Origin of the sequence: Sulfitobacter sp., from assembly GCF_041552635.1 — a bacterium.
Taxonomy (GTDB): Bacteria; Pseudomonadota; Alphaproteobacteria; order Rhodobacterales; family Rhodobacteraceae; genus Sulfitobacter.
On sequence record NZ_JBFEKM010000094.1, the window covers coordinates 1 to 16,187 of the forward strand.

The window sequence follows — 16,187 nt, forward strand, 5'->3', positions numbered from 1 at the left end:
CATCTTGGCCAAATTGGCCACCCATGGCCTCACTCGTATCTTTTGTGAAGGCGGCGGTGGCCTTGCGGCATCTTTGCTTCGGGCTGACCTCGTGGATCACCTGATCGGCTTCACCGCTGGCCTTACAATCGGCGCAGACGGGTTATCCGCCATTGGCCCCTTAGGTCTCTTGCACCTTGGGGACGCACCCCGGTTCCACCTTCAAAACACGCAAGCCATTGGCCCCGACATTTTCCACACATGGACCCGGACGTAACGACCTACAATTCCAAATGGTTCTAAATCCCGGGGGTCCGGGGGCTGGCCCCCGGTGCAGACGTCAGCCCTTGCGCCACAGATGAGCCTTGCCCGCAAAGGCTCCCTGCAATTTCGCCAGCAGTCGGTTGCCCAAACCCGGATGGGGTAAATCCGCTTCGGCCAGACGCTGCACCACCACTTCGACAGGGCAGGCCAATTTTCTGCGTGGATCAAAATAGCGCGGATAATCAATCAACGTAGCATGGACCAAGCCTTCCAAACTCACATCTACCCGTCGTCTGGGCGGCACATCGCCCCGATCATCGGTCAGGCCCCAGCCTGCATAAAACGGCGCGCCAAGGGTCACGACACGCACCCCGCGCACCAGTGCCTCGAACCCCAAAAGCGATGTCATGGTCCAGACCTCGTCGACATCAGCCAAAAGGCTGATCGGGTCCGCCTGCGTCAGCACGCGGTCTGCCAAACCGGTCGCGTCCACCATGCCAAGGCGTAGGCCTGCTTCGACGTCGGGATGGGGTTTGTACAAAATCAACGCATCGGGGTTGGCATCCCGTGTGGCCTGCAAAAGGGCAAGGTTGGTTGAAATGCGGTCAGTGCCTGCCTTGATCGACGCGTCATCCTCGACTTGACCGGGCACCAGAATGCGCGGCCCTTCGGGCAGCCCGTCCAGCGTCACTGCGCCACCAAGGTTATATTTGCTCAGTCCCGTTGACCGCAACGTCTCGATCAGACGCTCCGCCCTTCGGCTTTGGTCGGGGCGCAAACGGCTGCGGGTCTCGATCCATTTTTCCAAGCGACTTGGCTGATGCGGGTCATAATAGATCCCCAGATCATCGCACACCAGCGATAGGGGCGGGATCAGGTCAGCACCCAGCCCGCGCGAGCGCAAGAAGCCGTCTTCGACCCTTACCGCGTCACCATGCCCGATTTTCGCCTTGGTTGCCCAGACCATCCACGCCTTGCCGTTGTTGCGCGCACGGGCGGGGTCGTCTTCAAACACCATTGGTGACCAAGATCCGAAAAACTGCTGCAATGGACCCCTTTTCCAAAGGCTCATCCCCGACGCGGCCCAGCCCCTGTGGTCTTCGCGCCATGCGCGCGCCGTGGCTGCAAGTGCCTCGATCGTGGTTTCCAGATCGCACAGCCGGTCGCGGTGCGGGTCGTACCATGTCGGATAAAGGATCATCGCCGCGGCAAAAATCTGTGCGCGGGTCAGAGTGCGTTGGCGGCGCTGCACAGGAAATTCATCTTCGGTCAGGCCCCAGCCCGCATAAAACGGTTGTCCGAAAACACGGGGCTTGTGGCCTGCAAAAATTGCTTCGAATCCCATTTGCGACGACACGGTATAGACGCGCACGGCCCCTTCAAACAGCACCCAAGGGCTGATGGGATCAGACAGCAGCGTAATACGCGCATTTTCGTCTTGCGGGCCGAAATGACCGGGGCGGTAACCCTTTGCGGTCTCGGGATGGGTCTTGATCACGATCCGCGCGCCGGGGTTTTCCTGCTGGGCAAAGACCAGCATTTCCAGAAACCGCGACCGGTCTGCACCCGATGCCGTGACAGACGCATCGCCGCGCGTCTGATCGATCACCAGCACATAGCCCGGATCAGGGGGAGGGGTATCCACAGAAAAAGCGGTATATTTTGTCAGATGCGCCTCTTGGATACGGGCCGTGCATCCGCGCGCGCGGTCCAGCAGGGCGGTATCATCAAGCGGGTGCGTGGCCAGCAGAGTTTCCAGATCAGAGGGCTGGCGTGGGTCGAAATGCAGCCCCTTGTGGTCAATCAGCAGCCCCAATGGGGGCTCTCCTGCGCGGCCGGGGAACAGCGACCGCAACATGGCGTCTTCGACCGTGACCACTGGCACCCCGCGCTTTTGCGCAACGGACAGGCCACGATGGGCGGTGGGCGAATTGCCCCAGACAGCCACGGCATCGCCCGCGCGCGGCAGGCCCAGATGCAGGGAATGGCCTGCCAGCTGCAAGATCCGGCGCATGCGCCGCTGGGTCAGAAACCCACCATTATACACGAAAAGCCGCCGGTCCTTTTCAGGGCCGGCGGCTGGGGTGTCGTATATTTCAGGCCCGAGAGCCATGGGGCCGGATCAGTTTCCGGTCAAGGTAGAGCCGACCGAACCGAGGCTGTTCAGCGAACCGGCCGATCCTGTGATCGAGGAGATCACTTTGCTCCATTGGGTGAACGGCGCTTCGGTGACATAAAGCGTGTCGCTGTCGCGGATCACGAAATCACGTGCCATGAACAGGCCATTCGGTTTGGTAAGGTCCAGCACGTAAATCATCCGCTGCGCGCCGATCAGATCGGTTCGACCCAGCACCTGTTCGACAACTTCCTGAGGTTCATTGCGGAAGATAAAGACGCCCGTCGGGTCTGCGGTGCCTGCATTCAGGCCGCCAACTTGGGCAATTGCTTCGAGGGCGGAAAGCGTCTGCGATTCAAACGCTACTTTTTGCTGCGATCCGGTGGCCCCAAGGGCGGTGAAGGAACGCGAATCCTCTTCGATCAAGATCTTGTCGCCACCGCGCAACGCGATATCAAGCTCGGGGTGATCGTATAGGTCTTCGAACCAGATCTGCCCTCTCATGTTGCCACGCAAGACGGTGACTTGTGCGATCTCAGGCACGATTGACACGCCGCCAGCCCTTGCCAACATGGTCGACAAGGTGCGGGTTGGACGTTCGATTGCGTAGACGCCTTGCGCGCTGACGGCACCGATCAGGGAAACCGTCGCGCCGTCGCCTGCGACGCGGCGGACCTGAACCTGTGGATCGGGGGTTTGTTCGGACAGACGTTGGGTAATGATCCGGCGGATCGCCTCTGGTGAATTGCCCGCAGCTTTTATGCGTCCGGCATACGGCACAAAGATGAAACCGGACCCGTCGACCTGCACTTCTTCCAGCGAGGTGGCGTTGCCGCCTTGTGCGGCCAAAAGACCGTCATCGACGTTCTCCCAGATCGTCAGGCCCAAGGTGTCGCCCGCGCTGATCGTGTCAGAACCAAGCGTGCTTGCATTGATGAACTGTTGACTAAAGCCAAGGGCAGGGGTCACCGCAGTGGCGCGGCTGACGCGGTCATTGACCGCAACGACAAAGGCGTCGCCTTCTTGCTGGACAGAACCCGCATAGATTTGACGTTTATTTGGGCCAACCTGTGGCAAGCCACACGAAGACACTATGGCCACAGCCGCAAGTAGTGCGATGGGACGCGCCCACCGAAATGTTTCGGATTTCACTGCCCGGTCTCCTCGACCTGTTTTAACTCTGCCTCGAATTCGTCGATTTTTTCGACGTAATTCCTGTCAGGCTAACCCAGTTCAGATCAAAAAGCTACTGTTTGACGCCGAAACGCCTAGGTGACGGCCCGCAACTGTTGCCGTGGTGCCGCGGTCCCTGTTTCAAGCCCGTCATAAGGGTCCTCTACGGCCAGCATCATATCGACGACTTGGCGCATCAATTGGGTGCGCGCGCGGGCAGAATAAAACCCGCCCGGAATCTGCGATGTCTCAAGCAGATAGCGACGATAGTCCTTGTATGCCTTGTTGTCGGGCCGTGAGGCTGCGGCGAAAAAGTCGGGCAAGGGTTGATCGGACACGAATTCAGGCTTGGCATAAACGGCACGCCCAAACACCTTGAGCGGGATACCGCGCCACAATACCTGCTGGCCAGCGGTTGAATTTACCGTCACAGCTGTGCGGGCATCATTCAGCAACTGCGCCAACTTTCCGCCGCGTACATAGTGAACGCGATCCGACACGCCCAGTTCACGCGCCAGCCGTTTGATGTCACGGCGGACGGGCGTGCGCCCGTCTTCCAGGGGGTGCGCTTTGACGACAAGGTGGTGGTGACGCGGCGCGCCTTTGGCAAAGCCTTCGATGACGACGTGCAAGAAATCCGACATCGTTTCAAATGACGAATGTTCCTGAAACGCGCTGTCATGTTCCAGCTGAAGCAGGGCCAGATGATAGGGAAATCCCCCCAGACGGATGCGTAATGTCGCAATCAGCCGGGTCAGGGCCAACACCGGCATCAGCAAGAGGCGCTTGATATAAAGCTGGAATTCCTTGGTCACCGGGATTTTGCGGTGCGGCCGAAAATTGCGGTAATCCCCGTTCCGGAACAGCACAAACCAGTGATAAAGCGCACCGTAAAAGATATGTTGCCGCATGTCGCCCCAATGGCCGGGGGGCAAGGGGGCCTCCATATCGGAATTCGCCAGCGCGGTTTGCATCTGTTCAATCGTCATGTCCATCAGCCGCGAATTGCCATTTGTGCCGCCACGCTCGTAGGTAACCCAGTAGGGCCGCATGTAGCCTTCTTCAAAGACATGCACCGTCAGGCCAAGGGCCTTGGCTTCGGTCACTGCGGTGGCGTGGATCGGGCGGGTATCACCATAAAGCACAATATCAGTGACACCTTTGTCGGCGAGCAGCGCAACAAAGGTGTCTTTCCATGCGTCGGCTGTCCCCCGATAGGGGATATAGCTGCGCGGATGGAACCAAAAGGCGCGGTCGCCTGCATTAAAGCCCACGCGCCATACCTCTGCCCCGGTCAACCGCAGCATTTTGCCAAGACGGTTGAAGAAGGGACCATGCGGCCCTTGCAGAAACAGGAAAACCCGGTGTCCGGGCGCGGCGGAGGTCATGGCTGGCCTTTGTAATAGTATAGTCGTTTCATAAACAATCACGCGATCCGGGCCAAATTGTGGCACCGCTGCGGACTTGTCATGCCCCTGGCAGAGGGCTACTTCGGTATGTGACATATATATAAGGGGCAGGCCCATGTTTACAGGGATTATTACAGACATCGGAAAGATCGCATCGCTGGCCCAAGAGGGCGATTTGCGGGCACGCATCACGACGGGCTATGACACCGACCGAATCGACATGGGCGCATCCATCGCCAGTGACGGTGTATGCCTGACTGTCGTGGATCTGGGGCCGGACTGGTACGAGGTGCAGATCAGCGCCGAAACCGTGGAAAAAACCAACCTTGGCGGCTGGGTTTTGGGGCAGCGGTTGAACCTTGAGCGGGCTTTGAAGGTCGGAGACGAATTGGGTGGTCACATCGTATCGGGCCATGTCGACGGTGTCGCCGAAGTGGTCGCCATGCGCGACGAAGGCGACAGCACCCGCGTGACACTGCGGGCCCCGCGCGACCTTGCGCGCTTCATCGCCCCAAAGGGCTCGGTCGCGCTGAACGGCACATCGCTGACGGTGAACGAGGTCGACGGCTGCGATTTCGGGATCAATTTCATCCCCCACACCAAAGAGGTCACGACGTGGGGGGATGTCGCAGTGGGCGACCGGATCAACCTCGAGATTGATACGCTGGCGCGCTATGTCGCACGGCTGGCGGAAATGTCATGACCGCCGGCATCGGGCATAACATGGGCCCCACGATGGAGCGAGGCCAGAAATGGCGGGCGTTTCAGTGGCAAAAGGCCCGCGAGGCCGCGATGCCCAAAACGATTCCGCTGATGGTGGTCAAGATGCGCGTGGCGCGGGCGCGCGCATTGGGGTTGGACTACAAAGCCTATGCGGCGATCCGGCAGGCCACGGGGCGCGATATTCTGGCATTGCTGTTTTCAAGCAATGCGCTGCGGGTTGTGCGCGCGGATGCGCCACAGATGCCCGTGCACGAGGCCGAGGTTTTGAACGCTGTGCAGGGAGCGCAAAAGCTGGCGCTGGTGCATCGCCCGCTGGCATGTGACGCGGTTCAGGCGGTGAACCCGGTTCTGGATCATGTCGCTTTGGCACCCCGTTTTACGGATACGTGGGCCGAAATGCGCGACCATCTGTCTGGCGTGGTACAGGGCCGCCGTCTGGTGTCAGATCAGGTGTTGATCATCGGCGATACGGGGCTTGAACGCGATTGGTCCGGGGCGGCCAAAGCTGCGGGGTATCTTGAGGCAACACGGTATTTTGGCCGCGATCTGCGGGCATAGTGATTGAACGATGTTGTCTGCGCGCAAGTGTTGCCGTGGGATTGAGTTTACTTGGCAAAATGAAGCTGCGGATGGTGGTGTACCGTCTTTGGCAGGGGATGCCGGATTTGCGCGCGGTTGGTTGATCTTGTTGAAGGTGCCTGCCGATGTTATCTGGGCGTTGACGCTTATCGGCTACCCCTTCGGGGCATGCGCGCTGACTTAACGGAGTAAACCTCATGGCTGCTGGAAATCACACAACCCTAGTTACGCCCACATTCGACAAGCCTGTGAAGGTGTTGATTGTTGTGTCGCCCTATTATTCGGATATCGCTGCCGGGTTGCTGAAAGGTGCCAAGGCAGAGATTGAAGCTGCGGGTGCAGAGTGGGATGTGATCGAGATGCCCGGCGCGCTGGAAATCCCGACGGCGATTTGCATTTCCGACCGGAAAAGCAATTTCGACGGCTATGTCGCCCTTGGATGCGTGGTGCGCGGTGAGACGACCCATTACGAGACCGTGTGCAATGACAGCAGCCGCGCGCTGCAATTGATGGGCTTGCAGGGGCTTTGCATCGGCAATGGTATCCTTACGGTTGAAAATCACGAACAGGCAGCCGTGCGTGCAGACCCTGATGGGCAAAACAAGGGCGGCGGTGCAGCTGCTGCGGCCTTGCATCTGATCGCACTCAGCCGTAAGTGGGGCGAAATTCGCAAAGATATCGGTTTCAAGCCGCGCTCAGAGGAAATTCTGATGGCGGGCGACAATGATGGACCCACAACAGCATGACCCCAACCGCCGGCCTTTCGGGCAACCAAAAACGCAAGATGAAATCCGCTTCTCGGCTCTATGCCGTGCAGGCCCTGTTCCAGATGGAGCATTCATCCCAAAGCTTTGACACCGTCCGCACAGAGTTTCTGGAGCACCGTTTCGGTGCCACCTATGACGGGGCCGAGATGATTGATGGTGATATCCGTCACTTTGCCGATGTGCTTGAAACGGCAGTGAATTATCAGGCGTCGATCGACCAGATGACGGATCGCGCTTTGGTCGCGAAATGGCCAATCGCCCGGATTGATCCCACCTTGCGCGCCTTGTTCCGTGCCGCAGGTGCCGAATTGCGCGACCCGGGCACGCCGCCCAAGGTGATCATCACAGAATATGTCGATGTGGCCCGCGCGTTCTTTGAGGGCAGCGACGAACCGAAGTTTGTAAACGCTGTTCTGGACCATATGGCCCGCGAGGCACGGCCAGAATCGTTTTGACGCCTCTAGGCGCTATTTTCTAGAATTCGCGGATCAGCTTAGGCACAGGAACAGATGAATTTTTTCACTGGTCTGCTGGTTTGTGCGTATTGACGCATATTCAGCACGTTTTTGGGCCCATAGGAACAAATTCTCGAGGCTTCTTACTGGGTTGTTTGCTTGACGCTGCCCTGATCTGCGAAAGCCGCTATTATCAGCGTAGCACTGTCGCCGTTGTATTCTAATACGATCAGGGTTGCGGGCATCGCGCCGGCGGAAAGCAGGTCTGCCATACAAACGGTAGGCCCGCGGTAAAAATATGCTTCTTGTAATATGAGGTGGGTTAATCGCCGTGGATACCGAAACCTAAGGCTGCAACCGCGCAAACCCTTTGGCATATATCGCGATCGTTTTGACCAATGGGGGGATGTTTTCCATGAGATCGGAGCGCGAAGTGTGACGGAACCACCGCTGCCGTTTTATGTTTTATATTCCCGAGGACCTGTATGTACAGGTGGGCGCCAGATAAACGAACCAGGGCTCGAACAGAGCCAGCTCCCTCGGATTTGCTTAAGGCCACTGGAATGTAACTTTTACAAACAGGGCAGAACCGTCACGCTTTACAGGTAGGCTTGGGCATCGGCTACGACAAGGGGTATCTTGGCTGCGTGGTGAATTTTACCCGAAGGGCTAGCCCGACGATTTGATATGCCGCGCTAGTCGGATGTTTGGCTATCTTGGGGGATGGCGCTAATCGGTAGTATGGTGAGCATTTTTCAGAACGGCCCTGCGCCTTGACCACTGGCATCAGTCAAGCCGCGGCTATTCGTCAATGAACCCATAGCGCGCCAATTCTTCGGGCAAGAGAACGTAAATTTCACTCGGCGGAGTGACGAGCGCGTGCTGCATGACCAGTGGATCAATGCCCATGCGGTCAAGATAGGTCATGACTTCGCCCTGACCGCGCTGGATGTCATTCACAGCCACAAACGCAGGCAGCAGCGTGCTTTCACCGAAATAGTGTTGATGAACCCCGACCGAGGCGTCGTCCGGGATCGTCCGGCTGGTCCCCGCCGCAAGCAGATAGGGGCATGCGGAATAGCAGATATCGCCGCTGCGCAAGGCCGTGGTCAGGTCGGCGCTGCGAAGATAGCGACCAAGCATCAGCGCGTCTTGCACTGATCCTCCCGGTGAATTCAGAATCACTCCTTCGGGTTTTGGTGCAAGTTCGGCCAATTGCTTTTCGATGCGGTCAGCGTCGCCGGGCACAATGCCCCCCTCAAGCAACGCACGTTTGCCTCCTTCCACTACGGTTAGGGTCAAACGGTCGGGCAGGGGCGTCGACGGCATCGGCCGTCCACCGGGCGGGGCGCGGTCGGGGTTAAAGCGTCGGGTCTGGTCGCCCGGTCTCACAGGTTCAGTCAGTTGTGGTGCGCGCGGGCCAAAGCCGGGCAGGCGCAGCCCGTCGCGCAGGTCACCCCAAAATAGCAGCCCCGCAAGGGCGATCTGGAAAAACAGCACCCAGATCAAGACGCGGCCAATCGGGTTGCGCTTTGGCGTATCGCTGGCGTCGGTCATGTGGATTTGATCGGCGTGACATGGGCCGGCGTATCCTTCGGCGCAGCAGAGGTTTCCTGAGGGCGGTCAACCGGGTCGGCCCGCATCGCCATATCCATGTCGCGCACGGCGTTCACTGCGGCGCGCAGTTCCGCCAAGGTCAGGCTTTCCTCAATGGCAGTGCCTTCGCGCCCTTCACGGATCGCGGTCTGGGTAATCGCGAGGATGAACACCAGTACAGCGGGTAGCAGGTCAATCGCGATGGCACCGGCCCAGGAAGGCACAAAATTACGGGCATATTTGATCACCGCATCGGCACTGGAAATTGGTGTGTAAGTGGTTTCTGTGGGCGGTGGCATGGCCAACACGCCTTGGGCCGCACGTTCAAGGGTGGTTGCACGTTGGGCCAGAACCTCAAGAACCGAAGTGATCGTAGACGCCTGATTGCCGCGCTGCTCGACCGTACCGCCATCAAGTTCGGGCAACACCACTGACGCCGACAAATCCTGCGCCGCACGTTCCACAAGGGACGCCACCGACAGTTGCCGCAATTGGGTGATCAGTCCGGCAAGGCGCACGGCCTGTTCTGAAAACTCGACTGACCGCGCCTCGACCGGGCCGGGTTCAACGGTCAGCGCACGCATCCGGCTAAGGATCTGGTTGCCCTCGACAAAAGCGGCCTCGACCAGTGGCGTTTGCGTGGCGATTTGCGCCTCTAGCCCCGACAGTTCGGATGATTTCTGCCGCAAGACCCGGAATACTGCACCACGTCCTGCCATGCCGGACAATCCGCCGGTGGCCTCTTGCTCGCTCAGATCCTCGAAACTCTGGCGCACACGGGCCACGTCCCGCTCAAGCCCTTGGGCGGATATTGCTATCTCGTGGGCGCGCTCCAGCGATCCTTGATAATCCTGCACCGTCTCGGCCAGATGCTGTTCAACCGCCGCCGATCCGGCCAAGGCTGCGGCGTTCAGCCAGCTCGACATGGCGATAATCGCGACCGATCCCAGCCCCATCGCCCCCAGCAGACCCGCCCGTGCCCGCGCCCCGCGCACAGCAGGGAAAAGCCGCAACATATAGGACCAGAAAACGAAAATTCCGACCGACACCGCAACAGAATAGGCAATCGCAGCAAATGCAGACATGGCCCCGTTGTCATCCAACAAGGACGAAACCCCCAGATAGGTATAGATGCCCGATGCAACCGCCAGCACCCCAAGGGCGGTACCCGAGAATGTTTCAAGCCAGGCCAAATGCCCCTCAAGGTCGCGCGCATAGCTTATGCCACGTTGCTGCGCGTTGGACTGATCTTGCGTTTGTGACATTTCCCACCCTCTACGTTACCTCGCTAAGATAAGTCGGGGGTTCGGAATTACAAAGCCAACTTGCGGTTCTTGTCAGATGTTCACTAATTGTTCATAATGCGCGCATGTCTTTTGATGTTCCACAACCCGTCCAACCAGGGCAGTTTCTGGCCCGCGGTGTTGCGCGCCACCTGGCCTCGCTGGGTTTCGTCACGGTCGAAGAACTCGTGCCCGCGCGTGGCCTGCGTGTGGATGTAATGGCGCTTGGGCCCAAGGGGGACATCTGGATCATCGAATGCAAATCCAGCCGCACCGATTTCATGTCTGACCATAAATGGCACAACTATATCGAATGGGCCGACCGATTCTTCTGGGCCGTGTCTTCTGATTTCGACGTGGATTTGCTGCCGACCGAATCGGGCCTGATCGTCGCAGATGGATATGGTGCGGAAATACTGCGTATGGGCCAAGAAACCCGCCTCGCGGCGGCGCGTCGCAAAATGATGACCCAGAAATTCGCCAGGCACGCCGCGCGCCGCCTTCAGATGCTCAGGGATCCGAACGCAGGGACGGTCTGGGGCTAGTCTTCAAATTCCAAATGGATCAATATCCCGGGGGGCCGCGCCTTGGCGCGGTGGGGGCTGGCCCCTAAACAACGCGCCCGCCAAACGTTAACGTTTGGATTTGCCGGTTTTGCCAGCCCTGTGGGCTGCGGCCATGATCTCTTCTGCGATCTCGACGGCCTCATCGGGGGTAAAGTCCATCGGTATCTCGATGCCGCCATCGGCTTCGATAAACAGGCGAACCATACCTTTTTCGGTCGGGCCGATTTGTAGGTTTGCTTCAATGTCGCGTTCGGTGTCGATGCCCATAGGTCCCTCCGGAATGTTGCTGCAAGCCGTATCGCGGGCTTTGATAAAACGCAAGTTGGACAAGACGCCATCTTGGCGCGCGCCTGATTTCGGACACTCAATTAAAAAACTGTCGTCATAGGGTATTGCAATCTATTTGCATGGGCGCTAAATCGCCCCCAGTGCCGCCTTAGCTCAGTTGGTTAGAGCGCCTGATTGTGGATCAGGAGGTCCCTGGTTCGAGACCAGGAGGTGGTACCACTCATACCCCGCCAAATTCAAAACGTTCAGCACCTTAGCGCTCGTAGATGTACTGGCGCTCAATATCGACCGTTTGACGCAACGCGCCGCTCATCCGGTCAAAGATCAATATCTGGTCATTCGCCGTCACCACCGCATACCAATCGGGCCCTTGCGTAAAGGCGACGGGCTTTTCCCCACCGGGCATTGCAATGACTTCTGGCAAATTGGGTGCCTTGCCCGAGAAGCGGATGACAAGCAGGCCAATCACGACTAGAAGGCCGAAAATCATTGTGGCGGTCAGCCCCGTCACCAGCCGCCGCAGGAATTTGATGTTTGGGGGCTCGGAAGGATCAGTCATGTCTCACCGCCGTATCAGTTTCATCATCGCGGAAACGCCGCCGCCCCGCCTTGATAAGGCGCTTGCCCGCGATGTGCCAGAGGACGCGAACCTGTCGCGCACCCGTTTGGGCCGCCTGATTGCCGATGGTGGGGTTCAGGTTGACGGGATTGTGGTCACTGATCCGCGTGCGCGCATTGTTGAGGGGCAGGAAATCACGGTCGACGTCGAAGAGGCCGAAGACAGTCATATCCTACCCGAATCGATCCCGCTCGAGGTGGTTTTTGAAGATAGTGACCTGATCGTGATCAACAAACCTGCGGGCATGGTTGTCCATCCCGCACCCGGCAGCCCCTCGGGGACGCTGGTCAATGCGCTGTTGGCCCATTGCGGCGATGATCTGTCTGGCGTCGGCGGCATGAAACGCCCCGGTATCGTGCACCGCATCGACAAGGACACCTCGGGGCTTTTGGTGGTTGCCAAATCCGACGCAGCCCATCACGGGTTGGCCAAACAGTTCGAAAAACACACGGTAGAACGCTATTATCAGGCGTTGGTTTACGGCGTACCGGACGCCAACGACCCCCGCCTGCGCGGCATCAAGGGGGCCAGCTTTGAGCCGGGCAATATCCTGAAGATGACCACACAACTCGCGCGTCACCGCACCGACCGTCAACGGCAAGCGGTGTTGTTCCAAGGTGGGCGGCATGCGGTAACCCGTGCGCGCACCATCAACCGGTTCGGCACGCCGCCTGTGCTGGCGTTGATGGAATGCTGGCTGGAAACAGGTCGCACGCATCAGATCCGCGTGCACATGGCGCATGCTGGCCATTCGCTGGTGGGCGATCCGACCTATGGCGGAAAGCGCAAGCTGCCCAAGCTGGCACTGCCCGAAATCGCATCCGAAGCCGTGCGGGCCTTTCCGCGTCAGGCGCTGCATGCGGCGGTTCTGGGCTTTGAACACCCTGTCTCGGGCGAGATGGTTCGATTCGAGGCCCCTTTGCCCCGTGACATGACCGATTTGCTGGATTTAGTGGCGCTGGCACAGGCGTAGCGGCTAAATCTGGTGCATCGTGCGAATTGGTAACTTTTTGTTTATACAATTTGGGCTGATATTCGGTATCAGGGCAACCGCGTAGCACTTGAAAAAATGTTAGCGCTCTCCATATCTATGTTAAGCTCGATAACATGGGCCCCTGATAATAAGGGAAGGGACACTAAAATGGCTAATTATGCAAATCTGCCAGCACCAACACCCGAAGGCGGCCTGAACCGCTATATGCAGGAAATCCGTAAGTTTCCGCTGTTGGAGCCTGAAGAAGAATACATGCTTGCCAAGCGTTGGGTCGAAGAACAAGACACCGAAGCGGCGCACCGCATGGTCACGTCGCACCTGCGTCTGGCCGCTAAAATCGCTATGGGCTACCGTGGCTACGGTCTGCCGCAAGCCGAGGTGATTTCCGAGGCGAACGTCGGTTTGATGCAGGCGGTAAAGCGCTTTGACCCCGAAAAAGGCTTCCGTCTGGCGACCTATGCCATGTGGTGGATTCGCGCCTCGATCCAGGAATATATCCTGCGCTCGTGGAGCCTTGTGAAACTTGGCACGACCTCGGGTCAGAAAAAGCTGTTCTTTAATCTGCGCAAAGCGAAAAATCGCATCGGCGCGTTGGAAGAGGGCGATATGCGCCCCGAAAACGTGACCCGCATCGCAACCGATCTGGGTGTGACCGAGGCCGAAGTCGTGTCGATGAACCGTCGTATGTCCGGCGGTGACGCATCGCTGAACGCGACCGTCGGGTCCGAGGGCGAAGGCACGATGCAATGGCAGGATTGGCTAGAGGATGAAGACGCCGATCAGGCCGGCGATTATGCCGAGCGTGAAGAGCTTGAAACCCGCCGCGAGATGCTTGCCGACGCGCTGGAAGTGCTGAATGACCGTGAAAAAGACATTCTGACCCAGCGACGTCTTTCGGACGAAACCATCACATTGGAAGACCTGAGCAGCCAATATGATGTCAGCCGCGAACGCATTCGCCAGATCGAGGTGCGCGCCTTCGAGAAGCTGCAAAAACGCATGGGTGAACTGGCCCGTGAAAAAGGGATGGCTGTTTCCGCCTGATCCCTTGCCGACCCGGAAAAATCTCCTCGCAAACATCCCGTTTGCGGGGATTTTTTATGCGAGCCTCTTTGCTTGCACCGAATTCCGCCTAAACTACAAATAAACATGGGGGCCGATATGAAGACACTACGCTGGGGCATCTTAGGGGCTGCAAAATTTGCGCTTGAGCATATGGGGCCCGCGATCCACGCTGCACGCGGGGCGCAGTTGGTGGCGCTGGCCACCTCGAGCGCCGGGAAAGCAGACCCTTTCAAGGCCTTCGCGCCCGGTCTTCATGTCCATGACAGCTATGATGCGCTGTTGGCCGATCCCGATATCGACGCGGTTTACATTCCGTTGCCCAACCACATGCATGTCGAATGGACGCTTAAGGCGCTTGAGGCAGGTAAACATGTGCTGTGCGAAAAGCCGATGGCGCTGAACGCCGCCGAATTTGACCGTTTGATTGCTGCGCGCGATGCCTCTGGCATGCTTGCCGCCGAGGCGTTCATGATTGTGCATCACCCTCAAATGATCCGCGCCCGCGAGATTATCGCCTCAGGCACCCTTGGGCGGGTGCGTCATGTGGGCGCGACGTTTTCCTTTTATAATGACGACACGACAAACATTCGCAACCAGGCTGAGGCGGGCGGCGGTGGGTTGCCCGACATCGGCGTCTATACCTTTGGATCAGTGCGGTTTTTGACAGGGCAGGAGCCTGTTTCGATCCCCTATGCCAAGATCGATTTTGCAAATGGCGTCGATACCTTTGCGCAGATCGCAGCCGAGTTTCAGGGATTTGACTATTCCGCCACCGTGTCGATCCGCATGTTTCCGCGTCAGGAAATCGTGGTGCATGGCGAAAAAGGTGTGCTGCGCCTAAGCTGCCCGTTCAACGCCGGGGTCCATGCCCAAGCGGAACTGCATCTTGAGACCGTTCAGAACGCGATCACCACCGAACGCTTTCCCGGGGCCAATCAATACGTGCTGCAGGTCGAAGCGTTCGGGCGATCTGTCACAGAAGGCACAGCCTATCCTTGCCCGCTGGAATTCAGCCGCGGTACGCAAACCATGATCGACATGGCCTATGTCGCCGGAAAAGGGGCCTGAGATGGCCGGAGGATGGGCCAAAGACGGGGCCGTGAGCGAACAGATCGAAGCATCAATCAACGATGAACTGGCACGGATGAAGGCCCGCAAGATGCCCCAAGGCGAAAGCCGCACCCATTGCGCAGAATGCGAAGACCCCATCCCCGAGGCGCGGCGCACCGCCCTTCCCGGTGTGAAATTGTGCATCAATTGTGTGAACGAGCGGGACAACAGAACGGAAAGGCGGGGCGGGATCAACCGGCGCGGGTCGAAAGACAGTCAGTTGAAGTAACGCGGGCTGTCGGCTGAGAAACGTTCCTTGCAACCTGCGGGACCTATGACGCTAGAGCGACAGCACAGTAGCAAGTCGGGCAGCCATTTTGACGCCATCGATCAACCGTATATTTTCGTTTTTGTCATAGAGTTCGGGAATTTCCACCATACCCGCGCAGCCCAGTACCACAACCTTGACGTCATCTTCGGTCACTGCGCGATCAATCTCTGCGATCACTTTGGGGGCAGCAGTCGCAAGGTCACTTTCCAGCGCAAGAACGGCAACCCCGCTTGCCCGCACACGGCCAAGGTATTGGGCAAAGCCATAGCGCTGGATGTTCTGTTCGAGGACAGGCACAGATACCGGCAGCGTCGTAACCACCGAGAAACGTGGCCCCGCGAGTGCGGCCATGTGGTAGGCGGCTTGGCCAATCCCGATAACGGGACAGCGGGCGATTTCGCGGGCAGGTTCCAGCCCGGTGTCGTCAAAACAGCCGATGATGATGACACGTGCTCCGGCATCCGACGCTTGGCGCACCAGCGACAGCAGCGGTGGGATGCAGGCAGCACCGTCCTCTGGCCCTTGGATCGCTGCGGGACCATCATGCGAGGTCCAGCCTTCGACTGTGACACCGACGCATAGCGCCGCATGGACCATGGCATCGGTCATTGCTTTGGTGCTGTTGGGGTTGATGATTACAATCATATCAACCCTTTGCCCGCGTCGTTGGCAGCCTTTGCGCGGCGGCGGTTGCTGATCAGTGCCAGCGCAAGGAAGGCACCAATGATAACAAGCGAAAAGACCGTCGTAAGCGTGCCAAGCGCATAGAGCACGGGCGAGGTCACATTCGTTGTCATCCCGTAAATCTCGAGCGGCAATGTGTTGTAGCTGCCTGCGGTCAGCAGGGTGCGCGCAAATTCATCGTAGCTTAGCGTAAAGCCGAACAGCGCCACACCGATCAGCGACGGTGCAATGATCGGCAACACAACA

Annotated in this window: 19 protein-coding genes, 1 tRNA gene and 1 other RNA gene; 11 read left to right on the plus strand and 10 right to left on the minus strand. The window is 58.5% G+C overall.

Going from position 1 to position 16,187, the window contains the following annotated elements:
* The coding region (locus tag ABYT07_RS12240) for a RibD family protein (protein WP_372991993.1) at positions 1–256 on the plus strand (256 nt) is incomplete at its 5' end.
* 63 nt (positions 257–319) lie between these two features.
* On the opposite strand, the gene ABYT07_RS12245 is transcribed toward ABYT07_RS12240, so the two are convergent.
* From ABYT07_RS12245 to ABYT07_RS12255, 3 genes are all read right to left on the minus strand, one after another.
* A complete protein-coding gene (locus tag ABYT07_RS12245; protein WP_372991995.1) occupies positions 320–2,356 on the minus strand; it encodes a capsular polysaccharide biosynthesis protein in 2,037 nt (678 codons plus the stop codon).
* Between the two features lie 9 nt (positions 2,357–2,365).
* Positions 2,366–3,511 carry a polysaccharide biosynthesis/export family protein gene (locus tag ABYT07_RS12250; RefSeq protein WP_372991997.1) on the minus strand — a complete coding sequence of 382 codons (1,146 nt, stop codon included), beginning with the start codon at positions 3,509–3,511 and terminating at the stop codon, positions 2,366–2,368.
* Between the two features lie 116 nt (positions 3,512–3,627).
* A complete protein-coding gene (locus ABYT07_RS12255; RefSeq protein ID WP_372991999.1) occupies positions 3,628–4,920 on the minus strand; it encodes a capsule biosynthesis protein in 1,293 nt (430 codons plus the stop codon).
* 136 nt (positions 4,921–5,056) lie between these two features.
* Here ABYT07_RS12255 and ABYT07_RS12260 point away from each other — a divergent pair, with 136 nt between their 5' ends.
* The 4 genes from ABYT07_RS12260 to nusB all read left to right on the plus strand — a co-directional run bounded on the left by ABYT07_RS12260 (position 5,057) and on the right by nusB (position 7,465).
* Complete coding sequence (locus tag ABYT07_RS12260; RefSeq protein WP_372992001.1) at positions 5,057–5,644, plus strand: riboflavin synthase; 588 nt, start codon at positions 5,057–5,059, stop codon at positions 5,642–5,644.
* On the plus strand, positions 5,641–6,222 hold the full coding sequence (locus tag ABYT07_RS12265) for a hypothetical protein (RefSeq protein WP_372992003.1): 582 nt from the start codon (positions 5,641–5,643) through the stop codon (positions 6,220–6,222). Before ABYT07_RS12260 ends, ABYT07_RS12265 begins: the two co-directional genes overlap by 4 nt.
* 218 nt (positions 6,223–6,440) lie before the next feature.
* On the plus strand, positions 6,441–6,989 hold the full coding sequence (locus ABYT07_RS12270) for a 6,7-dimethyl-8-ribityllumazine synthase (RefSeq protein ID WP_372992005.1): 549 nt from the start codon (positions 6,441–6,443) through the stop codon (positions 6,987–6,989).
* A complete protein-coding gene (nusB, locus tag ABYT07_RS12275; RefSeq protein WP_372992007.1) occupies positions 6,986–7,465 on the plus strand; it encodes a transcription antitermination factor NusB in 480 nt (159 codons plus the stop codon). Before ABYT07_RS12270 ends, nusB begins: the two co-directional genes overlap by 4 nt.
* Positions 7,466–7,902: 437 nt before the next feature.
* Here nusB and ssrS read toward each other — a convergent pair.
* The 3 genes from ssrS to ABYT07_RS12290 form a co-directional block, all read right to left on the minus strand.
* A non-coding RNA gene (ssrS, locus tag ABYT07_RS12280) (6S RNA) lies at positions 7,903–8,058 on the minus strand.
* Positions 8,059–8,266: 208 nt separating this feature from the next.
* Positions 8,267–9,022 carry a hypothetical protein gene (locus ABYT07_RS12285; protein ID WP_372992009.1) on the minus strand — a complete coding sequence of 252 codons (756 nt, stop codon included), beginning with the start codon at positions 9,020–9,022 and terminating at the stop codon, positions 8,267–8,269.
* Positions 9,019–10,326: a hypothetical protein gene (locus ABYT07_RS12290; RefSeq protein WP_372992011.1), complete on the minus strand. Its 1,308-nt coding sequence runs from the start codon at positions 10,324–10,326 to the stop codon at positions 9,019–9,021. The genes ABYT07_RS12285 and ABYT07_RS12290 overlap by 4 nt, the downstream gene beginning before the upstream one ends.
* Positions 10,327–10,430: 104 nt before the next feature.
* Here ABYT07_RS12290 and ABYT07_RS12295 point away from each other — a divergent pair, with 104 nt between their 5' ends.
* Positions 10,431–10,889, plus strand: a complete 459-nt coding sequence (locus tag ABYT07_RS12295; protein WP_372992013.1) for an MmcB family DNA repair protein — start codon at positions 10,431–10,433, stop codon at positions 10,887–10,889.
* 87 nt (positions 10,890–10,976) lie between these two features.
* Here ABYT07_RS12295 and ABYT07_RS12300 read toward each other — a convergent pair whose 3' ends face one another.
* Positions 10,977–11,177, minus strand: a complete 201-nt coding sequence (locus tag ABYT07_RS12300) for a DUF6324 family protein (protein ID WP_372992015.1) — start codon at positions 11,175–11,177, stop codon at positions 10,977–10,979.
* A gap of 163 nt (positions 11,178–11,340) precedes the next feature.
* On the opposite strand from ABYT07_RS12300, the gene ABYT07_RS12305 reads away from it, so the two are divergent.
* Positions 11,341–11,417, plus strand: a tRNA-His gene (locus tag ABYT07_RS12305).
* A gap of 34 nt (positions 11,418–11,451) precedes the next feature.
* Here the strand turns inward: ABYT07_RS12305 and ABYT07_RS12310 are convergent.
* Positions 11,452–11,757 (minus strand): DUF6476 family protein, encoded by a 306-nt coding sequence (locus tag ABYT07_RS12310; protein ID WP_372992017.1) that lies wholly within the window; start codon positions 11,755–11,757, stop codon positions 11,452–11,454.
* Between ABYT07_RS12310 and ABYT07_RS12315 the strand changes: the two genes are divergently transcribed.
* From ABYT07_RS12315 to ABYT07_RS12330, 4 genes are all read left to right on the plus strand, one after another.
* A complete protein-coding gene (locus tag ABYT07_RS12315) occupies positions 11,756–12,790 on the plus strand; it encodes an RluA family pseudouridine synthase (protein ID WP_372992019.1) in 1,035 nt (344 codons plus the stop codon). The two genes, ABYT07_RS12310 and ABYT07_RS12315, sit on opposite strands and share 2 nt — an antisense overlap.
* Before the next feature lie 168 nt (positions 12,791–12,958).
* Positions 12,959–13,855, plus strand: a complete 897-nt coding sequence (gene rpoH / locus ABYT07_RS12320; RefSeq protein WP_372992021.1) for an RNA polymerase sigma factor RpoH — start codon at positions 12,959–12,961, stop codon at positions 13,853–13,855.
* A gap of 117 nt (positions 13,856–13,972) precedes the next feature.
* Complete coding sequence (locus tag ABYT07_RS12325; protein WP_372992023.1) at positions 13,973–14,944, plus strand: Gfo/Idh/MocA family protein; 972 nt, start codon at positions 13,973–13,975, stop codon at positions 14,942–14,944.
* A gap of 1 nt (position 14,945) precedes the next feature.
* The gene (locus ABYT07_RS12330) at positions 14,946–15,215 is read left to right on the plus strand and encodes a DksA/TraR family C4-type zinc finger protein (protein ID WP_372992025.1); all 270 of its coding nucleotides are present in this window, start codon (positions 14,946–14,948) and stop codon (positions 15,213–15,215) included.
* Positions 15,216–15,266: 51 nt separating this feature from the next.
* Here ABYT07_RS12330 and ABYT07_RS12335 read toward each other — a convergent pair whose 3' ends face one another.
* Together ABYT07_RS12335 and ABYT07_RS12340 are read right to left on the minus strand one after the other, a co-directional pair.
* A complete protein-coding gene (locus ABYT07_RS12335; RefSeq protein ID WP_372992027.1) occupies positions 15,267–15,902 on the minus strand; it encodes an aspartate/glutamate racemase family protein in 636 nt (211 codons plus the stop codon).
* On the minus strand, positions 15,899–16,187 hold a 289-nt coding region (locus tag ABYT07_RS12340; protein ID WP_372992029.1), incomplete at its 5' end, for an ABC transporter permease. The genes ABYT07_RS12340 and ABYT07_RS12335, both read right to left, overlap by 4 nt.

What these genes read in the sequence shown, in the direction of transcription:
- ABYT07_RS12245 (WP_372991995.1), bottom strand. Translation starts at nt 2,356, where the DNA reads ATGGCTCTCGGGCCTGAAATATACGACACCCCAGCCGCCGGCCCTGAA.
- ABYT07_RS12255 (WP_372991999.1), bottom strand. Translation starts at nt 4,920, where the DNA reads ATGACCTCCGCCGCGCCCGGACACCGGGTTTTCCTGTTTCTGCAAGGG.
- ABYT07_RS12260 (WP_372992001.1), top strand. Translation starts at nt 5,057, where the DNA reads ATGTTTACAGGGATTATTACAGACATCGGAAAGATCGCATCGCTGGCC.
- ABYT07_RS12265 (WP_372992003.1), top strand. Translation starts at nt 5,641, where the DNA reads ATGACCGCCGGCATCGGGCATAACATGGGCCCCACGATGGAGCGAGGC.
- ABYT07_RS12270 (WP_372992005.1), top strand. Translation starts at nt 6,441, where the DNA reads ATGGCTGCTGGAAATCACACAACCCTAGTTACGCCCACATTCGACAAG.
- nusB (WP_372992007.1), top strand. Translation starts at nt 6,986, where the DNA reads ATGACCCCAACCGCCGGCCTTTCGGGCAACCAAAAACGCAAGATGAAA.
- ABYT07_RS12285 (WP_372992009.1), bottom strand. Translation starts at nt 9,022, where the DNA reads ATGACCGACGCCAGCGATACGCCAAAGCGCAACCCGATTGGCCGCGTC.
- ABYT07_RS12290 (WP_372992011.1), bottom strand. Translation starts at nt 10,326, where the DNA reads ATGTCACAAACGCAAGATCAGTCCAACGCGCAGCAACGTGGCATAAGC.
- ABYT07_RS12295 (WP_372992013.1), top strand. Translation starts at nt 10,431, where the DNA reads ATGTCTTTTGATGTTCCACAACCCGTCCAACCAGGGCAGTTTCTGGCC.
- ABYT07_RS12300 (WP_372992015.1), bottom strand. Translation starts at nt 11,177, where the DNA reads ATGGGCATCGACACCGAACGCGACATTGAAGCAAACCTACAAATCGGC.
- ABYT07_RS12315 (WP_372992019.1), top strand. Translation starts at nt 11,756, where the DNA reads ATGTCTCACCGCCGTATCAGTTTCATCATCGCGGAAACGCCGCCGCCC.
- ABYT07_RS12310 (WP_372992017.1), bottom strand. Translation starts at nt 11,757, where the DNA reads ATGACTGATCCTTCCGAGCCCCCAAACATCAAATTCCTGCGGCGGCTG.
- rpoH (WP_372992021.1), top strand. Translation starts at nt 12,959, where the DNA reads ATGGCTAATTATGCAAATCTGCCAGCACCAACACCCGAAGGCGGCCTG.
- ABYT07_RS12325 (WP_372992023.1), top strand. Translation starts at nt 13,973, where the DNA reads ATGAAGACACTACGCTGGGGCATCTTAGGGGCTGCAAAATTTGCGCTT.
- ABYT07_RS12330 (WP_372992025.1), top strand. Translation starts at nt 14,946, where the DNA reads ATGGCCGGAGGATGGGCCAAAGACGGGGCCGTGAGCGAACAGATCGAA.
- ABYT07_RS12335 (WP_372992027.1), bottom strand. Translation starts at nt 15,902, where the DNA reads ATGATTGTAATCATCAACCCCAACAGCACCAAAGCAATGACCGATGCC.